Origin of the sequence: Bacillus sp. SLBN-46, assembly GCF_031453555.1 — a bacterium.
Lineage (GTDB): Bacteria > Bacillota > Bacilli > Bacillales > Cytobacillaceae > Neobacillus.
This window is the reverse complement of record NZ_JAVIZM010000001.1, coordinates 1,865,212-1,891,296: the sequence shown is the minus strand read 5'-3', so window position 1 is coordinate 1,891,296 and position 26,085 is coordinate 1,865,212. Positions and strand designations below refer to the sequence as shown.

Annotated in this window: 23 protein-coding genes, 1 other RNA gene and 1 other annotated feature; of the genes, 3 read left to right on the top strand and 21 right to left on the bottom strand. The window is 39.4% G+C overall.

Annotated elements, in window-relative coordinates; all coding sequences use genetic code 11:
• Positions 1–7 precede the first annotated feature (7 nt).
• The 7 genes from QFZ87_RS09575 to QFZ87_RS09545 form a co-directional block, all read right to left on the bottom strand.
• Positions 8–958 carry an ABC transporter permease gene (locus QFZ87_RS09575; RefSeq protein WP_309860430.1) on the bottom strand — a complete coding sequence of 317 codons (951 nt, stop codon included), beginning with the start codon at positions 956–958 and terminating at the stop codon, positions 8–10.
• A complete protein-coding gene (locus QFZ87_RS09570; protein WP_309860428.1) occupies positions 951–1,877 on the bottom strand; it encodes an ABC transporter ATP-binding protein in 927 nt (308 codons plus the stop codon). The genes QFZ87_RS09575 and QFZ87_RS09570 overlap by 8 nt, the downstream gene beginning before the upstream one ends.
• 111 nt (positions 1,878–1,988) lie before the next feature.
• Positions 1,989–2,756 (bottom strand): tRNA threonylcarbamoyladenosine dehydratase, encoded by a 768-nt coding sequence (locus QFZ87_RS09565; protein ID WP_309860426.1) that lies wholly within the window; start codon positions 2,754–2,756, stop codon positions 1,989–1,991.
• A gap of 171 nt (positions 2,757–2,927) precedes the next feature.
• A non-coding RNA gene (ssrS, locus tag QFZ87_RS09560) (6S RNA) lies at positions 2,928–3,125 on the bottom strand.
• A gap of 66 nt (positions 3,126–3,191) precedes the next feature.
• Entirely contained in the window at positions 3,192–4,961 is a 1,770-nt protein-coding gene (aspS, locus tag QFZ87_RS09555; protein ID WP_309860424.1) for an aspartate--tRNA ligase, read from the bottom strand.
• A gap of 15 nt (positions 4,962–4,976) precedes the next feature.
• Positions 4,977–6,248: a histidine--tRNA ligase gene (gene hisS / locus QFZ87_RS09550; protein ID WP_309860422.1), complete on the bottom strand. Its 1,272-nt coding sequence runs from the start codon at positions 6,246–6,248 to the stop codon at positions 4,977–4,979.
• 90 nt (positions 6,249–6,338) lie between these two features.
• Positions 6,339–6,582, bottom strand: a binding site (T-box leader).
• Positions 6,583–6,643: 61 nt separating this feature from the next.
• Positions 6,644–6,820 (bottom strand): hypothetical protein, encoded by a 177-nt coding sequence (locus QFZ87_RS09545; protein WP_309860420.1) that lies wholly within the window; start codon positions 6,818–6,820, stop codon positions 6,644–6,646.
• A 173-nt stretch (positions 6,821–6,993) separates the two neighbouring features.
• Here QFZ87_RS09545 and QFZ87_RS09540 point away from each other — a divergent pair, with 173 nt between their 5' ends.
• The gene (locus tag QFZ87_RS09540) at positions 6,994–8,754 is read left to right on the top strand and encodes an N-acetylmuramoyl-L-alanine amidase family protein (protein ID WP_309860417.1); all 1,761 of its coding nucleotides are present in this window, start codon (positions 6,994–6,996) and stop codon (positions 8,752–8,754) included.
• A gap of 34 nt (positions 8,755–8,788) precedes the next feature.
• Here QFZ87_RS09540 and dtd read toward each other — a convergent pair whose 3' ends face one another.
• The 6 genes from dtd to QFZ87_RS09510 form a co-directional block, all read right to left on the bottom strand.
• Positions 8,789–9,232: a D-aminoacyl-tRNA deacylase gene (gene dtd, locus QFZ87_RS09535; RefSeq protein WP_309860414.1), complete on the bottom strand. Its 444-nt coding sequence runs from the start codon at positions 9,230–9,232 to the stop codon at positions 8,789–8,791.
• 10 nt (positions 9,233–9,242) lie between these two features.
• On the bottom strand, positions 9,243–11,438 hold the full coding sequence (locus QFZ87_RS09530) for a RelA/SpoT family protein (RefSeq protein WP_309860412.1): 2,196 nt from the start codon (positions 11,436–11,438) through the stop codon (positions 9,243–9,245).
• Between the two features lie 222 nt (positions 11,439–11,660).
• Positions 11,661–12,173 carry an adenine phosphoribosyltransferase gene (locus QFZ87_RS09525; RefSeq protein ID WP_309860410.1) on the bottom strand — a complete coding sequence of 171 codons (513 nt, stop codon included), beginning with the start codon at positions 12,171–12,173 and terminating at the stop codon, positions 11,661–11,663.
• Positions 12,164–14,527, bottom strand: a complete 2,364-nt coding sequence (gene recJ, locus QFZ87_RS09520) for a single-stranded-DNA-specific exonuclease RecJ (protein ID WP_309860408.1) — start codon at positions 14,525–14,527, stop codon at positions 12,164–12,166. Before recJ ends, QFZ87_RS09525 begins: the two co-directional genes overlap by 10 nt.
• Before the next feature lie 97 nt (positions 14,528–14,624).
• Positions 14,625–16,889, bottom strand: a complete 2,265-nt coding sequence (gene secDF, locus QFZ87_RS09515) for a protein translocase subunit SecDF (RefSeq protein ID WP_309860405.1) — start codon at positions 16,887–16,889, stop codon at positions 14,625–14,627.
• Between the two features lie 140 nt (positions 16,890–17,029).
• Positions 17,030–17,326, bottom strand: a complete 297-nt coding sequence (locus QFZ87_RS09510; RefSeq protein WP_309860403.1) for a post-transcriptional regulator — start codon at positions 17,324–17,326, stop codon at positions 17,030–17,032.
• A 138-nt stretch (positions 17,327–17,464) separates the two neighbouring features.
• Between QFZ87_RS09510 and spoVB the strand changes: the two genes are divergently transcribed.
• Complete coding sequence (gene spoVB / locus QFZ87_RS09505) at positions 17,465–19,015, top strand: stage V sporulation protein B (RefSeq protein ID WP_309860401.1); 1,551 nt, start codon at positions 17,465–17,467, stop codon at positions 19,013–19,015.
• Between the two features lie 41 nt (positions 19,016–19,056).
• Here spoVB and QFZ87_RS09500 read toward each other — a convergent pair whose 3' ends face one another.
• Positions 19,057–19,719 (bottom strand): DUF421 domain-containing protein, encoded by a 663-nt coding sequence (locus tag QFZ87_RS09500; RefSeq protein WP_309860400.1) that lies wholly within the window; start codon positions 19,717–19,719, stop codon positions 19,057–19,059.
• A gap of 252 nt (positions 19,720–19,971) precedes the next feature.
• On the opposite strand from QFZ87_RS09500, the gene QFZ87_RS09495 reads away from it, so the two are divergent.
• A complete protein-coding gene (locus QFZ87_RS09495) occupies positions 19,972–20,331 on the top strand; it encodes a TIGR04086 family membrane protein (protein WP_309860399.1) in 360 nt (119 codons plus the stop codon).
• Positions 20,332–20,384: 53 nt separating this feature from the next.
• Here the strand turns inward: QFZ87_RS09495 and yajC are convergent, their stop codons facing one another.
• From yajC to QFZ87_RS09460, 7 genes are all read right to left on the bottom strand, one after another.
• Positions 20,385–20,672, bottom strand: coding sequence for a preprotein translocase subunit YajC (gene yajC / locus QFZ87_RS09490; protein ID WP_308083044.1), 288 nt, complete (start codon positions 20,670–20,672; stop codon positions 20,385–20,387).
• Positions 20,673–20,702: 30 nt separating this feature from the next.
• Positions 20,703–21,866, bottom strand: coding sequence for a tRNA guanosine(34) transglycosylase Tgt (gene tgt / locus QFZ87_RS09485; RefSeq protein ID WP_309860398.1), 1,164 nt, complete (start codon positions 21,864–21,866; stop codon positions 20,703–20,705).
• 4 nt (positions 21,867–21,870) lie between these two features.
• On the bottom strand, positions 21,871–22,899 hold the full coding sequence (queA, locus tag QFZ87_RS09480; RefSeq protein ID WP_309860396.1) for a tRNA preQ1(34) S-adenosylmethionine ribosyltransferase-isomerase QueA: 1,029 nt from the start codon (positions 22,897–22,899) through the stop codon (positions 21,871–21,873).
• Positions 22,900–22,934: 35 nt separating this feature from the next.
• The gene (ruvB, locus tag QFZ87_RS09475; protein WP_309860394.1) at positions 22,935–23,939 is read right to left on the bottom strand and encodes a Holliday junction branch migration DNA helicase RuvB; all 1,005 of its coding nucleotides are present in this window, start codon (positions 23,937–23,939) and stop codon (positions 22,935–22,937) included.
• Between the two features lie 13 nt (positions 23,940–23,952).
• Entirely contained in the window at positions 23,953–24,564 is a 612-nt protein-coding gene (gene ruvA, locus QFZ87_RS09470; protein WP_309860392.1) for a Holliday junction branch migration protein RuvA, read from the bottom strand.
• A gap of 140 nt (positions 24,565–24,704) precedes the next feature.
• Positions 24,705–25,253 carry a BofC C-terminal domain-containing protein gene (locus QFZ87_RS09465; RefSeq protein WP_309860390.1) on the bottom strand — a complete coding sequence of 183 codons (549 nt, stop codon included), beginning with the start codon at positions 25,251–25,253 and terminating at the stop codon, positions 24,705–24,707.
• Positions 25,254–25,379: 126 nt separating this feature from the next.
• Complete coding sequence (locus QFZ87_RS09460) at positions 25,380–26,072, bottom strand: YhcN/YlaJ family sporulation lipoprotein (protein ID WP_309860388.1); 693 nt, start codon at positions 26,070–26,072, stop codon at positions 25,380–25,382.
• Between the last annotated feature and the right edge of the window lie 13 nt (positions 26,073–26,085).

Below are 26,085 nucleotides of genomic sequence, written 5' to 3'. Positions count from 1 at the left end.
TTTTTCTTTAGGCAGCAACGTCTCGTTTTTTGAAGACAAAAAAGGCGAGAAATTGGAATAGGGCAAAGTAGGCCAACAGCATAAGCACGGAAAAGGACAAGGTCATTCCTTCCACCAATGGTGAGCCTTCCACATATTGCATTAAATCCGTATTAGCAAACAGGATGTATTTTGCCCAGGTAAATTTCATGGCCAGTAGAGTAGTAAACTGCCCCCCAGTGAACAATAGAAATAGGGATAAACCAATGGCAAGAGAACTATTACGGAAGACTGAAGAAATCATAAATGCCATTGTAACAAGCATTATCATATCAATTGAGCTTAAACCATAATAGATTAATAAATGGACAACAATATTTTGCTCCGTTACTTGACCATTATTATAATTTAAATACGAGACCGCTTCGTCTGGCATGCCAAACAGGATGGCACCGAGTACAGTTGAAAAGACAAATAGGATGGACAGCATGAATATAGCGTACAGCAATACCGTCAAATATTTAGATAGTAAAATTCTCGTTCGGTTGATTGGCCTAATCAATAACAGCTTGATTGTTCCCCAGTTAAACTCACTGGCCACAATTCCAGCAGCCACAATAATGATGAATAACCCGGCTAACACAATGAGCTGTGATGAATCTTTTACAAATGACCAAACCGAATATTTTTCTCTTGGCGAAATATGATGCTTGATTCGGTAATCATTAATCGCTATTTCTTTTTTAAAATACTGCTTTTCGAGTTTTGTCCGGCTTTGGTCCATCTGCTGCTTTAATGCATTATTTTCTTCTTGTAGGACTTGTTCCCATTTGGGATTCTCGGACACATCCATCCCATTTTGTTGATACTTTACTACAAAACCCACTATTGCTATAGAAATGACTAGGATGGCGACCATCACATAGGTTCCAGGACGTCTAAAAATTTTCATCCATTCATTTTTGATTAAATTACCCACGCGTTACCGCCTCCTTTTCAGCCGTTACTTCTAGGAAGCGATCTTCTAGTGTTTTTGCTACTTCTTTGATTCCGTAAACTTGAATGTCTTCTGCAACAAAAGCTTTTACAAGGTTAGGTATTTCTTCCTTAGGAAGCTCTACCGATATCCCATTTCTAGAGCGGTTCGCTCGAATAGTTGAATAGTAGTTTTGGACAATTAACAAGGCTTTATCGCTTGGAACTACTTCTAACTCATAGGTAGTTTCTTTTCCATGGACAAACTCTTGTACAAGTTGAACATCGATTAGCTGACCATTTTGAATAATCCCAATGCGGTCACACATCATTTCCATTTCGGAAAGTAAATGACTCGAAACAATGACTGCCATACTTTTTTCGCGTGCCAATAGACGAATATAGTCACGGATTTCTCGTATTCCTGCAGGATCTAAACCGTTGGTAGGCTCATCCAAAATTAACACCGCTGGATCATGTAAAAGACATTGAGCTAACCCCAATCTTTGCCGCATTCCAAGTGAATAGGTTTTTACTTTGTCATTAATACGATCTGTTAACCCCACCAGTTTCACAGTTTCAGCGATTTTTTCCTTTGTTATCCCTTTTGCCATCCGCGCATAGTGGACGAGGTTTTGATAACCCGTTAAAAATTTATACATTTCCGGATTTTCGACGATCGCACCCACATGACCCACAGCATTTTCAAAATCAGTTTTAATGCTCGATCCACCGATGATGATATCCCCTGAGGTGATCCCCATTAAACCGACAATCATTCGAATGGTCGTTGTTTTCCCAGCACCATTTGGGCCAAGGAAGCCGAAAACTTCGCCTTTATTTACTTTAAAACTAATATTATCAATGATAGTTCTTCCTTTAATCACTTTAGTTACGTCTTTTAACTCTACGATTGTTTCCAATTTCCCTCTCCTCTCATAAGCCGTCCAATTTAGTGTACATTATTTTAGAAAAATTTTCCTGAACAAAGCATAAAAAAACCCTAAACTTCTGATAAGCCTAGGGTCTAAGGATTATTTTTCATCAGATACACGTGTGATTTTAATATCCTTTAATAACTCACGAACAACGTAGCTGGCCATGATCAGACCGGCTGCTGATGGGACGAATGCATTCGATGCAGGCGGCATTTTCGCCTTACGAATTGGCGCGTTTTCTTTCCCAACTACTTTTACAACTTCTTCACGAACCACAATTGGACTTTCATCAGAAAAAACAACCGGGATTCCTTTATGAATTCGTTCCTTACGTAGTTTAGTCCGAATTACTTTTGCAATGGGATCCGTATGGGTTTTAGAAATATCCGCAATTTTGAAACGAGTTGGATCCATCTTATTGGCAGCCCCCATACTCGAAATAATAGGGATATTCCGCTTTAAACATTCCTTCATTAAATGAATCTTATACATAATGGTATCAGAAGCATCCACAACAAAATCTAACTTATGGCCAAAAATCTCTTCATACGTTTCTTCTGTATAGAACATCTTAAGGGCAATCACCTCACAGTCAGGATTTATATCTTTAATCCGTTCCTGCATAATCTCTACTTTTGGTCTACCTACCGTTGAAAGCAAGGCAATTAGCTGGCGGTTGACGTTTGTAATATCCACATCGTCCTTATCAATTAAGACTAAACGGCCAACGCCAGAACGGGCAAGAGCTTCAGCAGCAAACGAACCGACACCCCCGATTCCCAAAACAGCAACCGTACTATTTTTCATGATATCGAGGCCTTCTTTACCAATGGCAAGCTCATTACGGGAAAATTGATGCAGCATGATGTTCCTCCAAAAATAAATTTCATTTTTATCTTTTATTATCTTTTACCCTAAAAAATATAACATACAATCCTATAAAAACAAGTATTTAGATAGGAATTATGAAGATAAAGAGCAAAAGAAAACCTCCATAGCATTTTTGCTGGAGGTTGTTGTTAAACAAATAAATAGAAGAGTCCCAATGATGCCGTCGCTTATGTCCTTCGTTTTGAAACCCGCACTCAGCAGGTGGGTTTCCTGTTCCCGGTATTGTAAGTCCCCTAACCCGTCAAAGGGTGAGGCATTTACGCAATCAGAAAAACTCCGGATTCCCGAATAAATAATGTTCGGTCAAAACTTCAGGTAACACAACGTACATTTCAGGACTCTTCTTGATTGACTTAATCATAGCATATTTATAAGTCTGCTTCAAGGATTCATGAAAGCGAATTCCTGCTATTTATTAACATTTAATGACAAATTCAGTTCCTTTAATTGTGCGTCTGAAACCTCACCCGGTGCATTTGTTAACAAGCAGCTTGCACTCGCAGTCTTTGGAAATGCAATCGTATCCCGTAAGTTCGAGCTTCCAGCAAGAAGCATAACTAAACGGTCAAGACCTAATGCAATACCACCATGTGGAGGTGTTCCGTATTCAAATGCATTCAATAGGAAACCGAATTGTTCCTTTGCTTCTTCAGGAGTAAATCCAAGAATACTGAACATCTTCTCCTGAATATCACGCTCAAAAATTCTCAGTGAACCTCCGCCAAGCTCATATCCATTCAATACAAGGTCATATGCTTGAGCACGTACTTTTCCAGGATCAGAGTCTAACAATTCAAGGTCTTCCCTAAATGGCATTGTAAATGGATGATGGGCAGCATAATAACGGCCATCTTCTTCATCGTACTCTAACAATGGCCAGTCTGTGACCCATAAGAAATTGAATACACTTTGATCAATTAAATTTAACTCTTTTCCAAGCTTCGAGCGAAGCGCCCCTAGGGAATCAACAACTACACTCTTTTTATCAGCAACAAACAAGAGTAAATCACCTTCAGAGGCTTCAAGACTTGCTGTCAGTGCTTGCACATCTTCCACAGAGAAGAATTTCGCAATGGGTCCTTTTAGTCCTTCCGCATCTACTTTAAGCCAAGCCAGCCCTTTCGCACCATATACAGCTACGAACTCAGTTAAGGCATCAATGTCTTTACGTGAATATTTTTCTGCCGCACCTTTAACATTAATTGCTTTTACTTGTCCGCCATTGGCAACAGCTGCAGCAAATACTTTAAAGCCAGAATCCTTCACAATCTCAGAAAGGTCAACAAGTTCTAGTCCAAAGCGTGTGTCTGGCTTATCGGAACCGTATCGGCTCATCGCTTCATCATAAGTCATACGTGGAAAGGTTGCTGGAATGTCTATTCCTTTTACCTCTTTCATAAGCTTTGACATCATTGTTTCCATCATTCCCATGATATCCTCTTGGCTTAGGAAGCTTGTTTCAATATCAATTTGGGTAAATTCAGGTTGACGGTCTGCACGTAAATCTTCGTCACGGAAACAACGGGCAATTTGATAGTAACGCTCCACTCCACCAACCATGAGCAATTGTTTAAACAGCTGTGGTGATTGTGGCAGTGCATAGAATTCACCAGGGTGAACACGGCTTGGTACTAAATAGTCACGTGCTCCTTCTGGAGTACTTTTGGTTAAGATTGGTGTTTCAATATCTAAGAATCCTTCAGAGTCTAAGAAATCTCTAATTTGTTTTGTTACCTGATGACGCATTTTTAAGGTTTCAAAAATAACGGGTCTACGGAAATCTAGGTAACGGTATTTTAAACGAACATCCTCAGATGCATCTGTTTTATCAGAAATCATAAAGGGAGGTGTCTTTGCCTCATTGATAATCGTTACTTTTTCTGCCTGTACTTCAATCTTTCCTGTTTTTAAGTTTTCATTAATTGTTCCTGCTTCACGGCTGACAACTGTTCCAACAATATCGAGAACATATTCATTACGAATCTTTTCAGCTGTTTGTAGTGCTTCCGTAGATAAATCTGGGTTAAACACTACCTGAACAATTCCAGAGCGGTCGCGAAGATCAATAAAGATTAAGCCACCTAGATCACGTCTTTTTTGAACCCATCCTTTTAATGTTACCTTTTCGCCAACGGCTGTTTCTGGAACTTCACCACAAAAATACGATCTGCCATACATTGAATATATCCCCCTTTAAGCTTGCAATTCCTTAAATTGTGCAACGAAAGAATGTAAGTCTAGTTCAACCTGTTCACCTGTCGCCATGTTTTTCACATTGATTTTATTGTTTTTTAGTTCCTCATCCCCGAGAATAGCAACAAACTTTGCTTGGAGCCGGTCAGCCGCCTTAAATTGCGCTTTGATTTTACGGTTTAGATAATCTCTCTCTGCAGAAAAACCAGCCATTCGAAGCTGCTGTAGAAGTCCTACTGTATAATCTTTTGCTTCATCACCTAGTGCAGCTAGGAAACAATCGATTCCCTGATTCACTTCTAGTTCAATTCCTTCAGCCTGAAGTGCAGCGATAAACCGTTCAATACTTAAGGCAAATCCAATTCCTGGCGTTTCAGGTCCACCAATTTCTTCAGCAAGTCCATTGTAGCGGCCGCCCCCACATAAGGTAGTAATAGCTCCAAATCCCTCGGCATTGCTCATAATTTCAAACGCCGTGTGATTATAATAATCAAGACCTCTAACTAGATTGGCATCGACTTCAAATGGAATATCAAGCTGTGTTAAATACTGCTGTAATTTTTCAAAATATGACTTTGAATAATCATTGAGATATTCCAAGATGGAAGGCGCCGTTTTCATTAGTTCGTGGTCACGGTCCTGTTTACAATCCAGGATTCTTAATGGATTCTTCTCAAGACGGTTTTGACAGTCATGGCAAAACTCACCGATTCTTGGTTTAAAGTGGTTTACTAACGCTTCACGATGGGCAGTTCGGCTCTCCTTGTCACCAAGGCTGTTAATAATCAATTTCAGCTGTTTTAAACCCATTTCTTTATACAAGTTCATCGCTAAGGAGATGACTTCTGCATCAATCGCTGGATCGTTACTGCCTAATGCTTCTACGCCAAATTGAACAAATTGACGGAATCGACCGGCCTGTGGACGTTCATATCGGAACATCGGTCCCATATAGTAGAGTTTGACTGGCTGGTTGGCATAGCCAAACATCTTTTTTTCAACAAAGGAACGAACGACTGCTGCAGTTCCTTCTGGTCTTAGTGTGAGGCTGCGTTTTCCACGATCTTCAAATGTGTACATTTCTTTCTGAACGATATCCGTACTATCTCCCACACCTCTTGAAAAAAGATCAGTATGTTCAAAGATCGGAGTACGAATCTCTTGATATTGATATTTTTCACAAAGTTCTCTCGCCTTTGCTTCAATTAGCTGCCACTTCTCTATTTCACCAGGCAAAATATCCTGTGTTCCTCTAGGGATGCTTATAGACATAGTGGATTACCTCCTCTTCACATTCACATGTATGTAATTTTTTTCCTTTTAACAAAACAAAAAAACTCTCGTCCCTTGTATACAAAATATACAAGGGACGAGAGTTTGTATCCCGCGGTGCCACCCTAGTTGAAGTGCACATGAATGTATTCCATGCCCTTCCTCTTTTACAGTTAACGCCTGTAACGTTCATCTCCTACTTGAAGTACTTTTTTCAGAGAGAAGCCTACGGAGTGTTCATTCATTAAGGCTCATGTAGAAATGCTTTCAGCCTAAGGCATTTCCTCTCTTTTCATGGGTTTGCTTAATTACTGTGCTCCATCATTGGTTATACCATGTATGTGTTTTATATTTATATAATAATACGGAGCATTGATAGTAATGTCAAGAGAGTTTTAGGATCTCTCTAAATGTTTCTTTAACTTTCTGACATCTCCAATCGTTAATCCAAATTCTGATGCAAGCTCAAACGAAGTGGCATGCTGTTCTTTTTGGATAAAATCGTGGAAATCAACGCCGAAAATCCTGCCCTCCATGGATTGGATGTTCATTCCTTTTTCACTTGACCTCATAATCAATCACCCCTGCCTATTCTTCAATAATCCTATTATCTCCACTATTGATGAAAAACTTGCATCGATGAAAGGAAATTCACACATATACTGGTCAATTTTAGTAAATAAGGAATGATTTTCAGTTCTAATTACGATAAAATATAATTTAACACTAGAAAAGGAGGGTGTGGATGGTTAAGAAGTTTAGTTTCCTGTTATTATCTATCATTCTTATTTTCGGAGCCTTCCTGCCACAAGGAAAAAGTAGTGCTGCAACCGGGACGGTAACCGTTTCTTCTGATTCGGTGAATGTACGAGGCGGCCCTGGATTAAGTTATCCTCTTGTAAAAGTTGCCAAGCGAGGCGAGAAATATTCAATTGTAAAAGAAAAAGGCGATTGGATTGAAATTGAGTTGTCTTTTGGTAAGACAGGCTGGGTCGTTAATTGGCTGGTTACAAAGGAAAACATTCCAAAAACATCTAGTACTACTACATCCAGTGGTTCAAAAGAAACGATTGCAAAGGCTAACACCGATCAATTAAGAATTCGCTCAGGTCCTGGGACAAGCTTCCGTATTGTCGGTTTCTTAAATAGAGGGCAAGAAGCGAGTATACTGGACCAAAATGAAAACTGGTACAAAATTTCCTCCTCATTTGGTGAAGGTTGGGTTACGAGGGATTTTTTAACCTTAAAAAACGAACCAGCAGATCAACCTAAAACTACTAGTAAACAAACAAGTTCTGGAATAGTAAATGCAGACACTCTGAACATTCGAAAAGAACCGTCTGCAACTGGAACTGTTATTGGAAAGCTAACGAAAGGAACGATTGTATCCATTTATGCTAAAGAAAAGAATTGGCTTGAAATTGGATTCGCCAATTTAAAAGGTTGGGTAAGTGCAGAATTTGTTGATAATGATGCAAAAGCAGGGAAGGATACATCTAAGAAAGAACCAATCGGCATGAATGGTACAGTCACTGCCAACAGTTTAAGTGTCCGCTCAGGATCATCCTTAAATGCAGTCATTATTGGAACTGTAACGGGGGGACAAAGCTTTCCGATCTTAGAAGAGAATAACAATTGGGCAAAAATAGAATATAAATCTGGCAAATTCGGATGGGTTGCCGGGTGGTACCTTGAAAAATCTAAAGCAGCCACCAAGTCTGGACAAGCTGTCAAGGATCGTAACGTTACCATCTTACATAATGGAACAAATATCCGAGCATCAGCCAATGTACAAGCCGATGTAATCGAACGGGCAAATGAAGGTACTTTCTATCCTGTTCAAAACGTTGTGAATAATTGGTATGAAATTAAATTGAAGAATGGAAAAACGGGATTTGTAGCAGGTTGGATTGTTTCTATCAACAATTCCAAAACACAGATTGAGAAATCGGGTGGAGAAGGTTACCTTAAAAATAAAACCATCGTTTTAGACCCTGGGCACGGCGGCGGTGATAACGGCACTACAGGAGCAAGCGGCACTCTTGAGAAGGAACTGACACTTCGGACGGCTCGATTGTTGTATGATAAATTAAGAGCTGCAGGTGCAAATGTCTACTTAACCAGGAATAGTGATTCCTTTATCCCTCTTCCCTCGCGTGTAAGTACGGCCCAATCCTACAATGCCGATGCATTTATCAGCCTGCATTACGACAGTAATTTAGATCGAAGTGTTCGTGGAATGACTGGCTATTATTATCATAACTATCAAAAATCACTTGCTGATACACTTTATGCGTCCACTGTAGCACAAACAAAACTAAAGGATCGTGGAGCACGATTTGGTGATTTCCATGTTATTCGAGAGAATAATCAAAAAGCTGTGTTAATGGAGCTTGGATATTTAAGTAATCCTGAGGAAGAAATGACAGTGAAATCAGGTGTATTCCAAGAAAACGCTGCATCAGGTTTATTTAACGGTCTAGCCAGATTTTTCAAAGAGAATTAAAAGAAGCTTGGCACTTTGTTGTGCCAAGCTTCTTTTATACTTTACTTTCAACAATCAATGTTACGGGACCATCATTGACTAACTCTACATCCATCATGGCACCAAAAACACCCGTCTCCACATGGATGCCTTTTTCACGGAGCAGGTTGTTAAACGCTTGGTAAAGCTCCACTGCCTGCTCTGGTTTTGCAGCATCCATAAAGTTAGGTCTTCTACCCTTTCGGCAATCTCCATATAAGGTAAATTGCGAAACAGAAAGAATCTCTCCCCCAACATCTAATAAAGAATAATTCATCTTTTCATCTGCATCTTCAAAAATTCTAAGGTTTGCAATTTTGTCAGCTAAGTAGGCAGCATCCTCTGGCTTGTCGTCGTGTGTGACACCTACTAGCAGAACCAGCCCTTTGGTGATTTGCCCCGTCACTTTTCCTTCAACGGTGACCTTGGCCGCTTTGCTCCGTTGAACAACTACTCTCATGATAAACTCCTTAATTCATAATTCGGCGAACCGAATAAATATCTGGGATTTGCTTAATTCGGTCGACTACCTTTTGCAGGTGGCTGACATTGTGAATCGCAATAGACATACTAATGGTAGCCATTTTATTGCGGTCAGATTTCCCTGTTACTGCTGAGATATTTGTTTTGGTCTCATTAACAGCTTGTAGGACTTCGTTCAGTAGACCTCTACGATCATACCCGCTAATTTCAATGTCTACATTATATTCCTTCCGGTCATTCAAGGATGATTCCCACTCTACCGGAATTAATCTAGACTGGGCATCATTGGAATCTATATTCGTACAATCAGAGCGGTGTACAGAAACACCACGCCCTTTTGTAATAAAGCCAACAATTTCATCGCCAGGTACTGGATTACAGCATCTGGACAAACGGATTAATAAATTATCAATTCCTTGTACTCGAACGCCTGATTCGCGTTTTTTTGTTGAAGGAAAAGCTTTTAAATCCGTAATCGCGTTGGCAATGTTCGCCGATTGTTCCTTGTCACGCTTTTTACGCCATTTCTCTGTTAAACGGTTTGCCACTTGTAAAGCAGTGACACCGTTATAACCCACTGCTGCATACATATCCTCTTCATTTGAAAAATTAAACTTCTCTACGACTTTTTTCAGGTTATCAGGAGTTAAAATTTCCTTAATATCAAACTCCATGTTACGGATTTCCTTTTCGACAAGCTCTTTACCTTTGTCGACATTTTCATCGCGGCGCTGTTTCTTAAAAAAAGCGCGAATCTTATTTTTCGCTTGAGAGGTTTGCGCAAGCTTCAACCAATCCTGACTTGGTCCATAGGAATGTTTGGAGGTAAGAATTTCAATGATATCACCTGTTTTTAGACGGTAATCTAAAGTGACCATCTTGCCGTTTACTTTTGCCCCAATCGTTTTATTCCCAATTTCAGAGTGTATCCGATAGGCAAAATCAATAGGAACAGAGCCTGAAGGCAATTCAATGACATCACCTTTTGGCGTAAACACGAAAACCATATCTGAGAACAAGTCAATCTTTAACGATTCCATAAACTCTTCAGCATTTGCCGTATCGTTCTGGAATTCAAGAATTTCCCTGAACCATGTTAACTTTTGCTCAAAAGTGGAGCTATCACTAATCGCTTTGCCTTCTTTGTAAGCCCAGTGGGCCGCAACCCCGAACTCAGCAATACGGTGCATCTCATACGTTCTAATTTGGACTTCAAGCGGATCACCTTTTGGCCCGATTACTGTTGTATGCAAGGATTGATACATATTTGGCTTTGGCATCGCAATATAATCTTTAAAGCGACCTGGCATAGGCTTCCAGCACGTGTGAATGATTCCTAGGACCGCATAACAATCCTTAATGCTATTGACTACAATTCGAACAGCAAGTAAATCATAAATTTCGCTGAATTGCTTATTTTGCAAAGCCATTTTACGATAAATGCTGTAAATATGCTTTGGCCGGCCTGATAACTCTGCTTTAATGGAGACTTCACCCATACGGTTTTTTACTTCTTCGATAACATCCTCTAAATATTGCTCCCGTTCCGCACGTTTCTTTTTCATTAAGTTAACAATCCGATAATATTGCTGCGGATTTAAATATCTTAATGCGGTATCCTCCAACTCCCACTTAATCTTAGAAATACCAAGACGATGTGCTAAAGGTGCAAAAATTTCAAGTGTTTCATTTGAAATCCGACGTTGTTTTTCCAGCGGAAGATGCTTTAGAGTCCGCATATTATGCAAACGGTCAGCCAGCTTAATCAGAATGACACGGATGTCCTGAGCCATTGCTACAAACATTTTCCGATGGTTTTCCGCCTGCTGTTCCTCGTGCGATTTATATTTAATTTTCCCTAATTTTGTTACACCGTCGACAAGCATCGCCACTTCGCCGTTGAAAGCTACTTCTATGTCCTTTAAAGAAACAGTTGTATCTTCAACAACGTCATGAAGAAAACCCGCTGCTACCGTAGCAGGATCCATCTCCAGGTCAGCTAATATTCCGGCTACCTGTATGGGATGAATAATGTACGGTTCCCCTGATTTTCTATATTGTTCACGGTGAGCATGTTTGGCGAATTCATACGCCTTCCTAACTAACGCAACATGCTCCTCATTTAAATAGTTGCGGGTCTTGTCGATGACTTGGTCGGCTGTTAACACTTGATCATTCGCCATGAAATCACCTTTATTTTCATCTCATTTTATTTATTCAATGTTCTTCGTATAAAATAGTTACTAAATTAGAATGATTGTTTCTATTATCAGAAAAAAACACGAAGATGTAAAGAGATTGAAAGCTTTTTTCCAAAATTTAAAGAAATATGTCGAAAAAAATGAAGCGAAAGCCCCGAAATTATATAAAGAGAGCACTCGTTTTCGGAGTGCCCTCTAGCAGTTTTAATAGTGCATTAGTGTTAAAATATCATAACCGTCGAGTTTTTTACGTCCATCTAAATAACTTAACTCAACTAAGAAAGCGATACCAGCAACAACTCCACCAAGCTGTTCCACTAATTGGATCGTTGCTTCAATCGTACCACCTGTCGCTAACAAATCATCTGTGATTAATACACGCTGACCAGGTTTAATAGCGTCTTGGTGGATCGTTAGAACATCTTTACCATATTCAAGGCCATAGCTTACTTTTATTGTTTCCCTAGGTAATTTACCTTCTTTACGAACAGGGGCAAACCCCAAACCAAGTGAATAAGCCACCGGACAACCGATAATGAATCCACGAGCTTCAGGTCCTACAATCAGGTCGATTTGCCTTTCTTTTGCATATTCAACGATTTGGTCTGTTGCATATTTATATGCATCACCATTGTTCATTAATGGGGTAATGTCTTTAAATTTAATTCCTGGCTTAGGCCAATCAGGCACAATTGTAATAAATTCCTTTAAATCCATTCTTTAATTGCCTCCTCAGTCTCAACTGACTCATGAATCATTTGATCGAACCAGTTTTTTAATTCCTGGAAGGATGAAAACAGTAAATCTTTTTCAAGAGCGTACTGTTTCTGTTTGATTTGATAAGTTCTTGAGTCAGTTAATTCACGCTTCTGCGTTTGATTATTCAAAGTAATAAATCCATTGTTTATTGTAACAAAATCCAGTTCAGAAAACACCTTTGACATAAAGATAATTGTTTCCTGCGACCAGCCGCGGTGCTTGGCAATGACATCTCCGTGACGATTAAGGTCTAATGGTCCCTTTTTTAACAAGTATGCATAGAACCATTTAAAATGCTCACGAGTCGGTACAGTACTGAAAAAATCACTGGATTCTTTATAAAAATAGGCATAAATCCTTGCCGGTTGTTTCCCTTTAAACAAATCAGATAGAATTTCCATTGATGGTGGGAAATCCACCAGGACGATATTTGCATGATGTCCGTCAAAGGCCTCTGCTTCTTCTTGTGTTTGAATAAAGGTGGTGTCCGGCAGGAAGCTTTCGTTTATTTTATCAAGATGCTCCTTATTGAACACAATAAGCTTTCTGTTTTCAGAAGGTACCGTTTGGGCGATATGGTTGATTCGCTTTTGCCCGCGATAGTCAAATAACTGCCACGATTCAACTGCGAGATCGTGGATAAAGATTTGTGGTTTACGTATATTGTTCCATTCATTAATAGATAATTCTCCAATTAATGAAATTTTCGAGGCAGGAGAGATTTGATCTACTAAAGCTCCTAAACCAAAGCCAATCCCATCTAGATTGGAACCATCCTCATTTACCAAAACCTTAAGATGATTTTGTTCACTGCCAATTTTTCTCATACTGGCAATATCAACTTTATTTATTAAGACTTTTGGTTTGGGGTTGTCCATACCAAAAGGAGAAAGTAAGTTCATTTCATCTAATGAAGATAGATGAACATCTTCAAGACGAACTTCTTCGTCTAGATAGGTGACCGGGATTAGGTGCTCATCCGTTAGCTGGTCTTCTGCAAGGCTATTAAGCCGCTCTCGAAGGTCATCTACATTATCGAGATTTAAAGTCATTCCAGCAGCCATTGGATGTCCCCCAAAATGAGGCAGAATATCTCTACATGTCGATAAATTTTTAAAAAGATCAAAGCCCTCTATACTCCGGGCTGAACCTTTTGCAATACCCTTTTCTGAGTCAAAGCATAAAATAATGGTTGGACGATAATACTTATCAACCAGTCTGGATGCAACAATTCCTACTACGCCTGCATTCCAGCCTTCCTTTCCAATGACAAGGACTTTATTGGTGTCAACCGGGTAATTTTTTTCAACGATTTCAATCGCTTCAGCAGTAATTTCATTTACGATGGATTGCCTTGTCTTGTTCAACGCATCCATTTCTACCGCTAGCTGGTGCGCTTCTTCAGGATCATCTGTCAGAATCAGTTGAACTGCCATATCGGCATCTTCTAATCTCCCAACTGCATTAATCCTTGGGGCGAGTGTAAAACCTATCGTTTCCTCATTAATAGCTGTAGGGTCTACTCCAGCTAATTTAAAAATAGCTTTTAGTCCAACATTTTGCGTTACTTTCAGCTTTTCTAAGCCCTTTTTTGCAATGAGGCGGTTTTCATCCGTTAAGGATACTAAGTCGGCAATCGTACCGATGACGGCAATTTCAAATAAATGCTCCGGCACTTCACCATACAATGCATGGGCAAGTTTAAATGCAACCCCTACACCGGCCAATTCCCGGAAAGGATAAATGCTATCAGGCAACTTCGGATGAATGATTGCGAGGGCTTCTGGTAGAACAGGGCCCGGCTCATGGTGATCCGTAATAATAAGGTCCATACCAAGCTCTTTTGCTATCGACGCTTCATGCACAGCTGATATTCCTGTATCTACAGTTATAATTAAGTTTATTCCAGATTCCGCAGCATGACGGAATGCACGTTCATTCGGTCCATATCCCTCTGTAAAACGATTCGGGATATAAAATTGTACATTTGCACCAAGGTCACGCAGTGTCATCATTAACACCGAGGTGCTGCTTACACCATCCGCATCATAGTCGCCGAAAATAAGAATAGGCTCTTGTTTTTCAATCGCATCACGAATTCTATTAACCGCGATATCCATTCCTTTTAAGAGAAAGGGATCATGAAATTCTTCCTTACCAAATAAAAAATACCGTGCAGAATCTACGGTATCTAAACCACGATTGACAAGTAGTGACGCAACTAGAGGTGTTATCTTCAATTCTTTTTCCAGTTGTTTAACTAGATTGTTATCAGATTTGCGAACAATCCATCTTGTTTTCGACTTTAACATACGTGTGTTCACCCCTCAGACTTTACTATTATACAGGAGGAACAACTCTGTTTCAATCAAAAGAAAAAACCGCAGATGGCCTGCGGTTTTTAAATGTTTAAACCTGTGGTTGATCAGAGTATTTTTTCTTTTCTTTCACCGTTTTAATAACGCCTTTTTTATTCAATTCTCTAGATTTAAACACAACCCATAAAGAAGCTGCAATAAATACAGAAGAGTAAACACCTACAATTAGTCCTACAAACAAAGCAATATTGAAGTTACGAATGGATTCTCCACCAAATATCATCATTGCTACAACTGTAATTAAAACAGTTAATACTGTGTTAAAGGAGCGTGTTAATGTTTGGCGAATACTTACATTCACAACATCAGCAATGTCTTGGAATGTTTTTAAGCGTTTTTTCTTATACATGTTTTCACGCATACGGTCAAAGGTAACAATTGTATCGTTGATTGAATAACCAACAATCGTTAGAACAGCTGCGATGAATGTTAAATCCACTTCTAGTCTCGTGATACTAAAGAAGGTAACCATAAAGAATGCATCATGCAGTAACGAAGCAATCGCAGCAATCGCCATTCCCCATTCAAAGCGAATGCTTACATAAATAATAATACCAATAGAAGCAATAAGAAGTGCGATAAGTGCATTTTTCGCTAGTTCCTTACCTACTGTAGGAGAGACAGTGCTAACATTGGGCTCGGCACCAAATTCTTTGCTGAACTCGGACTTTAATTTTGCAATTTTATCCTTTGAAAGAACACCAATCATTCTAGCTGCACCTATTTGTTTTTTGTCGCCAGAAATAACGATATCATCTGTTTTCAGATCAAGTTTTTCAAAAGCACTTTCTACTTTTTCAACAGTAAGAGGTTTATTAGATAGTACTTCTACACGCGTACCGCTTGAAAAGTCGATTGAAAGATTCAAACGGAAAACTAAAAGAATAATAACACCTGCAGTAAGAAGAACACCTGATAAAATGAAAAACTTCTTACGATTCTTAACAAAGTCGATTTTGTCAAATCGAGTTGGAAGATCTAACGTATCATAATTTTCAGCAATATTTTTAATATCAGCCTGTTTAACACCGAACCAACTTGGTTTCTTTTTAAAGATTCCACTGTGAACCCATAGGCCAAGTAATAATCGTGAACCGTAAACGGCAGTTAAGAAACTCATTAGGATACTGACAATTAACATCGTTGCAAAGCCTTTTACTGAGCTTGTCCCATAGAAGAAAAGCACTCCGGCTGTAAGGATGGTAGTCAGGTTTGAGTCAAGAATGGATGTAAATGCATTTTTTTCACCAGCTTGGAAAGCAGATTTAATGGACTTACCAACCTTAATCTCTTCCTTGATTCGTTCATAGGTAATGATATTGGCATCAACAGCCATACCCACTCCGAGAATAATCGCGGCAATTCCCGGCAGGGTTAGCACTCCATTCATCCAATCAAAAATTAATAAGACTAAATAAATATAAATGGATAATGTAACAGTAGCGATGAACCCTGGGAAACGATAATAGAAAATCATAAACAGGTAAATGATAGCAATACCAATAATACCTGCTAAAATCGTATCATTTAATGCCTGCTCACCAAATTTTGCCCCTACAGAAGTGGAATACACTTCATTAAGCTTGACTGGTAATGAACCTGCATTTAATAGCGAAGCCAATGTTTTAGCTTCTTCAGCTGTGAAGCTACCAACAATAGAAACTGAATCTTGGTTAAATATTTGCTTTACTGTTGGTGCAGAAAGGTATTTTGGATCCGGTTTGGATACTTCGTTTTTGAAGGAATCTTTTCCTTCTTGAAAATCAAGCCAAATAACTAGGACGTTATTTGGAGCCATATTCATAATTTCTTCTGATACTTTTCGGAACTTGTCTGCGCTCTTTAATGATAGAGAAACACTTGGTGCTCCGTTCTCGTCAAATGTCTGCTTAGCTCCACCTTGCTTTAAATCTGATCCGTCCATCATTAGACGATCATTGGCATCACGGAAGGTTAGATTCGCTTGTGTTGACAGGATTTCACGTGCTTTGTTTTGATCCTTAACACCTGCAAGCTGCACACGAATCCGGTTATTTCCTTCAATTTGAATACTTGGTTCACTTACACCGAGAACATTAATACGCTTGTCCAGCGCTTCAGCGGTACTGGCCAATACTTCCTTGTCGATTTTTTGACCTTTCTTCGCTGGCTTAACCTCGTACAAAACCTCAAATCCACCTTGAAGGTCCAGTCCAAGCTTAATATTGTTTAAAATGTTCTTTGCTGTTGCTCCCATTGTGCTTCCAATAATCAGGACCACAAGAAAGAAAGCAATAATTCTACTACGTTTTACCATTATGTATTGTTCCTCCTTAGTGCATGTGCATTTGCACTGTTACGTAAAAACTCTTTCAAGCCTTATATAATAATAACAATAAAGTCACTGCTACCATTATGGAATAACTAAGAAAAGCTGTCAATTTGAAAAACGTGGGATTATTTCAACAACTCTTTCAATTCATTTTCATCATCTAAAGAAAATTCAACGGTTTTATATGCCTCAATGGTTGCATAGCTCATATAATCACTTACTCTTACAGAAAGAATTTCTTGGATAATCTCATATAGTCTCATTTCATCCTTTATTTTTCTCCACTTTTTCTTTATTAAGAAATTCCAAAGCTCATTCTCCGATACAGAATCATATCCAAGCAAGTGAAATTCAGAAAGTTTACTTACTAATGCGGGTTGTACTTGGATACGAAAATGATCGTATATGTGGCTATTATCCATTCAAACTGCCCCCTTGGGGAAACCCCCTGATTAATTGAACCTTGCAAAAAGCTCTTACTACTTGTCATGCTTTGTCCACCCTTAGGCATATAGTTAATTGTATATGAATTCTTCTTTTTTGAGAAGGTGGGAATCAGCATGTCGAAGTTTTTAAAAGGGACGTTTATCCTATTAATTGCAGGATTTATTACAAGGGTACTTGGTTTTATTTATCGAATCGTTCTAGCGCGCAGTATTGGTGAAGAAGGCGTTGGTTTATATATGATGGCATATCCCACGTTTATTCTTGTGGTCACGATTACACAACTCGGGCTTCCAGTCGCTATCTCTAAAAATATTGCAGAGGCTGAGGCAAGACGGGATTATGCGGAAATAAAAAAAATACTTGTAGTCTCCCTTGCCATAACCATTGGATTATCAATTATTATCACGCCTGCTTTGATTTTACTGGCGCCATTTTTATCCACTACGCTTTTTACCGACCCAAGAACGTATTATCCACTAATGGCGATTGCGCCAGCACTACCTATTATTGCGGTCTCTTCTGTTTTACGAGGATACTTTCAGGGTCGCCAAAATATGCGCCCGTCAGCCATCTCTCAAGTATTAGAACAATTTGTTAGAATATCCATCATCGCAACAGCAACAAAAACATTCCTGCCTTATGGAGTTGAATACGCTGCAGCGGCAGCAATGGTAGCTTCGGTTTTAGGGGAATTACTATCACTCATTTATCTTTTAACTATGTTTAAATTAAAAAAGCGATTCAAGCTCAGAAAGAATTTCTTTCAATTTATCCATAAGGGAAAACGAACCTTTAAGGATTTAATGGAGATTGCCATTCCAACTATGGGAAGCCGAATGATTGGTTCGATTGCCTGGTTCTTTGAACCGATTGTAGTAGCACATAGTTTAGCTCTTGCAGGGGTAGTTGCCGTGAATGCAACAAAACAATACGGTGCCTTAACCGGCTATGCCATGCCGTTATTAATGCTTCCTTCTTTTGTTACCTTTTCATTAGCTACTTCCCTTGTTCCGGCAATCAGTGAGGCAAATTCGAAGAATAACCATAAATTAATTGAGTATCGCCTCCAGCAAGCATTAAGGTTTGTCTTTTTAACAGGAGGACTTGCAGTGATTGTACTTTACGTACTCGCTGACCCGCTCATGCAGCTTATGTACGGTTCTGCCAAGGGATCTTACTTCATTCAGATTATGGCACCATTTTTCCTTTTTTATTACTATCAAGGCCCGCTACAAGCCGTACTCCAAGCACTAAACCTTGCAAGAGCAGCAATGATTAATAGTTTAATTGGAGCGGTGGTTAAAACAGTAGTCATTTTTCTACTCGCTTCCCAGCCTGCCTTTGGCATTACCGGGGCAGCACTAGGAATTATCGTTGGCTTTGTCCTTGTTACGGGTCTACATTTCGCGACAGTTCTAAAGAAGGTTTCATTTTCCTTTTATATCCGCGACTATGTGAAGGGGTTCATAGCAATGGGAGTAGCTGCTTGGTGCGGCTACTGGCTCTTCGAAAATATCCTAGTAGAGACACATTTGGTGATACGTGTCGCTAACGCAGCCTTTGCCATGACCCTTTCCTATTCAATCCTGCTTCTCATTTTTGGTCTAATCAAAAAGGATGAGCTAAAACGGATTCCGTGGATTGGAAAGTTTATAACACAATAAATGCAGAAGAGGTTGACCCAATCTAAAAGGTCAGCCTCTTCTTAGTCTTCATCCTGTAAGTCAATATAAAATTCTCCATTCTCATAGCTACAAAAGGAAATTTTCTTCACATCACGGTATCCTTTTTTCTTCAGTTCTTGGCGCAGCCATAAATTAGTCTTATTAATCCTTTTTAAGTTTTCTTCTTCAATGGCCCCATCTAAGATTAATGGGACAGTAATATCCCCCTGCTTTTGCTGCTCCTTACTATTCTTTAATTTTTCAATTACCGACAAACTACCTGAGGATTCTAATATCGCAAATTCCACATCCGCAATGCTGCGAATATCCTTCTCCCTTAATTGGGTCATTAAATCATCAAAATTGTAGCGTTGCTTCCGCATTGCATTTTCATCAATTTTTCCTCTATTGATAATAATGCTCGGTTGACCATCGACCAAGTCACGAAACTTTTTACTTTTCAGCGAGATAAGAGCAAGGGTAATTTGAATAATCATCAATAAAACCATCGGAATCACCGAGTGAATCAGTGGGTCCTTTGTATTCTCAATGGCAATAACCGCCATTTCACCAATCATGATAAAAACGACTAGATCCAGGATGCTTAACTCACCAATTTCCCTTTTACCCATTAATCTAAAAATAACAATGATTAATAAATACAAAAATAAGGTCCGAAAAATGATCCCTAAATAAACGTCCACAATGTTTTCTCCCCTTTTTTAGTCGTATTCATTGTTTGCATTTTTGGAAAAAAAATAAGGAGAATTATTTTCCAACGCTTATAAAATGAGGAAAATCATAAAATTTTAATTCTACTTTTCTTCTTCCACGAATACGCTTGTACTAGGTAAAAAACTGTTTCTAAGGCCAGAGACTTTAACCAAGAGAGTCTGGCCTAAGGCAACTGAAGGAGGAGAGCTAAAATCGAATCAAAAAGCTTTGGTACATCCATTTTGTACGGATTAATTTTTATCTTTGCCTTTGCCGTGATTTCAAGCCTTATTTTTGCGTTTATTCTAAGGTATACCTCTGCTAAAGAAGGATCACTTCAATATGTAATTACGGCCTTATCTTTTATTGGGCTTTTTGGAGGAGGATTCCTTTCAGGAGGAAAGAGGAAAGAAAAAGGCTGGCTAATTGGGGGATTAACTGGTCTAATTTACACCATTGTTGTTTTCTTATTTCAATACTTAGGCTATGATCGCCTCTTTAGCGCAGAGCAAGTCATTTATCATACCTGCTATACACTCATCGCCATGATGGGTGGGATTTTAGGGGTTAATATTTCAACTGGCAATACAAGATCTGCGTAACCAAAAATGAAAAAAGGAAGCCATTTTGTAGAAGGCTTCCTTTTTGTGTACGATTACTTCGTTAAGCTAACGCTTCCCTCACCAGCTTCAGTGACTTCACGAATAGCAGAACGATCATATGTAAGACGGCTGCCGTCTCCACACTTAATGACTACTTTATTATCATCGATTGAGTCAACAAAACCGTGTAATCCACCGATTGTAACGATTTTATCACCTTTTTTCAATTCGTTTTGCATGTTAGCAACCGCTTTTTGGCGCTTTTGCTGCGGGCGAATTAGTAAGAAGTAAAATAACACAAACATTAAAATCAATGGAATGATTGTACTAATTCCTTGCATATTGTTTCCCTCCTTTCAAAACAGTTTCTATTAGAAATTTTTCGCGTTCGGTTTATTAAAACCATAACGTTCAAAAAACTCTTCGCGGAAATCACCAAGCCTGTCTTCCATGATGGCTTGTCTGACCTGCTCCATTAATCTTAACAGAAAATAAAGATTATGGTAAGACGTTAAACGAATTCCGAATGTTTCATCACATTTTATCAAGTGGCGAATATAGGCTCTACTATAATTTCGGCAAGTATAACAATCACAATTTTCATCAAGCGGTCCAAAATCTCTTGCGAATTGTGCATTTTTCACAACAAGTCTACCCGTACTTGTCATTAAGGTACCATTTCTCGCTATTCGGGTTGGCAATACGCAATCAAACATATCAATTCCACGAATGGAGCCATCAATTAATGAATCTGGTGAACCCACACCCATTAAATACCTTGGTTTATCCGATGGTAAAAGCGGAGTTGTGAACTCAAGCACACGATTCATCACGTCTTTTGGTTCCCCAACCGATAAACCACCAACAGCATAACCAGGGAAATCAAGGGAAGTAAGATCTTTCGCACTTTGCTTACGTAGTTCCTCAAATTCTCCACCCTGTACGATTCCAAATAATCCTTGATCTTGCGGCCGCTGGTGGGCATTTAAGCAACGTTCAGCCCATCTTGAAGTACGTTCGACTGATTTCTTCATATACTCAAAGGTAGCAGGAAATGGCGGGCACTCATCAAAGGCCATCATAATATCTGAACCAAGGGCATTTTGGATTTCCATCGCTTTTTCAGGGGAAAGGAATAGTTTTTCCCCGCTCATGTGATTCCTAAAATGAACCCCTTCTTCCTCAATCTTTCGGAACTCACTTAAACTAAAAACCTGAAAACCGCCGGAATCTGTTAAAATAGCCCGGTCCCAGTTCATAAACTTATGAAGACCGCCAGCCTCTCTTATGATTTCGTGTCCTGGTCTTAACCAAAGGTGATAGGTATTACTTAATATGATCCCGGCACCCATTTCTTTTAGATCTTCAGGTGACATGGTTTTCACGGTTGCAAGTGTTCCAACCGGCATAAAAGCTGGCGTATCAAACGAACCGTGCGGTGTGTGCACCCTTCCTAGGCGTGCTCCTGTTTGTTTACATGTTTTAATTAACTCATAACGAATTGCTGTCAAATTTATATCTCCTTCCGTGTGCATAAACTTAGATGAGCAACATTGCATCTCCAAAACTGAAGAAACGATAGCGTTCTGAAACAGCCGTCTCGTAGGCATGCAAAATATTCTCTCTTCCAGCTAATGCACTAACAAGCATAATCAAGGTTGATTTAGGTAGATGGAAGTTAGTAATCATCCCATCGATGGCCTTAAAGGAATAGCCTGGGTAAATAAAGATATTCGTCCAGCCACTACCTTCAACAAATCGACCATCATTTGCAGACGCAATGGTCTCCAATGTCCTTGTTGAGGTGGTTCCGACTGATATAATCCTTCCCCCGGTGCTTCTTACTTCGTTTAGTAATCGGGCGGTTCCATCTGTCATCATGTAAAATTCAGAATGCATATCATGCTCCAACACATCCTCTACATTCACAGGACGGAAGGTGCCAAGTCCCACATGAAGCGTAATAAACGCAATATGGACACCTTTTTCTCTTATTTCGTCCAATAAGCTTTCTGTAAAATGAAGGCCAGCTGTTGGCGCTGCTGCCGATCCAGGCTCGCGGGCAAATACCGTTTGATATCTTTCCCGATCATCGAGTTGTTCTTTTATGTATGGCGGCAAAGGCATTTCACCCAATTGATCAAGAACCTCGTAAAAAATACCTTCGTATTTGAATTCCAATACTCTTCCACCATGTTCAGAGGTAGCTGTACAAACAGCAGAAAGAAGACCGTCACCAAAGTCAATAACTGTTCCTTCTTTTACTCTTTTGGCTGGTTTTACTAGTGTTTCCCACTGGTCTCCTTCCAGTTGTTTTAACAGGAGGACTTCAATTTTTGCGCCAGTGTCTGTTTTAACACCAAAAAGGCGTGCAGGCAATACCCTTGTGTCATTTAAGACAAGGCAATCCCCTTCATGCAAATACTCTGTAATATTTTTGAATACTTCATGTTTGATTTCGCCTGTTTCCTTATTTAAGACCATTAATCGGCTGTCTGTCCGATTTAATAATGGAACTTGTGCGATTAATTCTTCAGGTAAATGAAAATCAAATAAATCTACTTTCATATTATGACATCCCTAATCTGTTTAAAATGAGTTACCTATTGTTGAGTGGGTACTTCCATCCCAAAGTGCTTATATACTGCTGATGTAACCATTCTGCCTCTAGGGGTTCTCTGTAGAAATCCTATTTGCAGCAGGTATGGTTCATACACGTCTTCAATCGTTTCTGCTTCTTCACCAATCGAAGCGGCAATGGTATCCAGGCCGACTGGGCCGCCGCGAAACTTTTCAATAATCCCTTTAAGTAATTTGTGATCTATATGATCGAGGCCAAGCCTATCTACCTGAAGCTGCTCCAATGCTTCTCTAGCAAGAAGTAGGTTTATTGTACCATTACCCTTTACTTGAGCAAAATCCCGTACTCTTCTAAGGAGGCGGTTCGCAATCCGTGGGGTTCCTCTTGATCTTCTAGCAATTTCAGCTGCGGAAGGCTCATCTATTTCTGTTTCAAACAACTCAGATGTACGTAAAACAATGTTTTTTAGCTGGTCTTCCTTATAATACTCGAGCCTGCTTAAAACTCCAAATCGATCGCGTAATGGAGCCGATAAAGAACCCGCCCTTGTTGTCGCCCCCACCAAGGTAAATGGAGGAAGGTCAAGCCGGACAGAGCGTGCACTAGGTCCCTTACCAATCACGATATCAAGGCAAAAATCCTCCATCGCCGGATACAAGACCTCTTCAATCGTTCGCGGCAGTCGATGGATTTCATCTATAAATAGCACATCCCCTGGCTCAAGTGCAGTCAGAATGGCTGCAAGGTCCCCAGGTCTCTCGATGGCAGGACCAGCAGTGGTTCGAATGTTTACGCCCATCTCATTGGCAATAATTACGGCCAGTGTCGTCTTCCCTAAACCTGGAGGTCCATAAAGGAGAACATGGTCTAAGGTTTCGTTTCGAAGCTTGGCTGCCTTAATAAAAATTTCGAGGTTTTCCTTTACCTGATTCTGCCCAATATATTGCCTTAAGGTTTGCGGTCTCAAGCTTTGTTCAATATTTATCTCGCTCTCATTCACTTCACTTGAAATAATCCGCTCTTCCATCCATCATCACCACCTATTTTAAAAGCCGCTTTAGTGCATGTTTAATGTATTGGTCTGTTGACAGCTGTTCTTTTCTTAATTCAGGTGAAATCTTTTTAATTTCCTTTTCTGAATAACCGAGAGCCTTTAAAGCAAGAATCGCTTCTTCAAAAGCAGAATTGGTTTCTTCTGTATGTATAGGAAGTTGATTTGCATTGAATAAATTCGGGAAAAAGTCTGGAACGATATCCTGTAATTTCCCTTTTAAATCAAGAATCATTTGACGGGCTGTCTTTTTACCTACACCAGGGAATTTCACAAGGAAACTTTCATCCTCATTTTCAATGGCTGTTACCACTTGCTGTACTTCCCCTGAAGCAAGAATCGCAAGTGCTCCTTTGGGCCCGATTCCAGATACATTTAATAATTTAGTAAACAGTCTTTTTTCTTCTCTGGTTTCAAACCCGTATAGGGCCATAATATCTTCGCGTACATAGTGATACGTGTAGACAGTAACCATTGTCTCCAATTTACCAGAATAAATAAACGGATTGGGTGTGGAGATTTGATAGCCAACCCCATTATTTTCCACTACTATATATTCTGGACTAATAAATTCAACAGTCCCTTTTATAAATTCATACAATACCATTCTCTCCTCTAGTTTCCTGTTGCTCTCATATGCACTGTCTTTCATTTTAACATAAGAATGAAACGGAATTGAAGAAAATAGGTCATAGAAAGAAAAAATCAGGCTGAATGCCACTCAGTCTGATTGAAAAAGAACTATTCTTTTTTTATAGAATACGGCTTGAAGGTTTCTAACACTTCAACATAATGATCTTTCGATTTAATGGGTATTCCTTGTATCAAATCTTCTTGAGTTTTACTTTCTAGCTTCTTCATATCTATTTGAAAAAAGGATTGTATGATTTTTGAACGGTCTGGTCTACCATTAAAAATAGTCAACACTCCGTCTTCAGTGATTCCAAAAAAGCCATTTGCTTTTAAAAGTGGGGAGATATCATCTACTTGTCTTCTAAATACCATAGTGGACTCATCCATATCAACCATTTGCCACTGGTCATATTTTGCCCAAAAATTCTCCATTGACCAGCAAGTCTCGTGAACTACCTCTTGGCTAATCTCTCCATCTAAATAGACTCTTTCTAAAATCACCGTCATATGCAGTGGTTCTTTCTTCTGTTGATTTTGCGGGGGTTCTTGTTGTGCAGCGGAGCTTGTGATTCCCGGTGCCCAGCCACTAAACATGAAGAGAGTAACAGCAAAAACGGCTAATCCATACCGGTACATTGCTACCCAAGTGAACCTCATGCTCCTCACCTCTTATTGTTAAAAATTGAACATAATTTACATTCCTAGTTTAGCCTTTAATTGCCTTTTTATCCGTCCTATGTTTTTACATAAAAAGAGCAAAGCCCGAAGCTTTGCTCTTTCCCCTTATTGTCCCCATTTATGTGGTTGACTATCGTTATGCTTGTTACGATCGCGTCCCATGGTTCCCTCATCTGTTATCACGGTAACCTTTCTTCCCTTTGTGTAAGGCATAACGGCTTTCTTAATGGCCCTTTTTGTTTCGGCTGCCTTGTTGTTATCAGCTAACTTCACTGAAACAATGACCGTATTCCCATAGGCTACTGACCGTATGTCCTGCACATTATTAACAGATGCGACCTTCCTTCTAATTTTTGCCGTAACATTATCTTGGAAATCAGAATCGGTAGCTACGCCAGTGTTTCCAGTATTTTTACTTAAATGGCCGTGGTAATTCATATCACTTGTACTGAATCGATTATCACGTTGAAAGAAATTCCTGTCCTTTGCTGCTAAAGGTTTCGTTGGATTGATTGGATTGCCATTTTCGTCCCTATTTTGAAGGATCTTTCTGTTATGCTCCGTTGTCTTCTGGTCTTCATTCCCAATCGTATGATCCATTATTTCTGTTACCCCACCATCATTATCACCAAATAGATTATCTTGTGATGGATGGTTTTCATTGGAGTAGTATCCCATCGGTTGTGCTACATTATTTTTCCCATTAACCCCTGCACGATTATTATTATCTCCATTACATCCTGCCAGCCCAATTGTCATCATGGCTGAAAGAGGAATTATCCACTGTTTCTTGTTCAAGCGAAAAACCCCC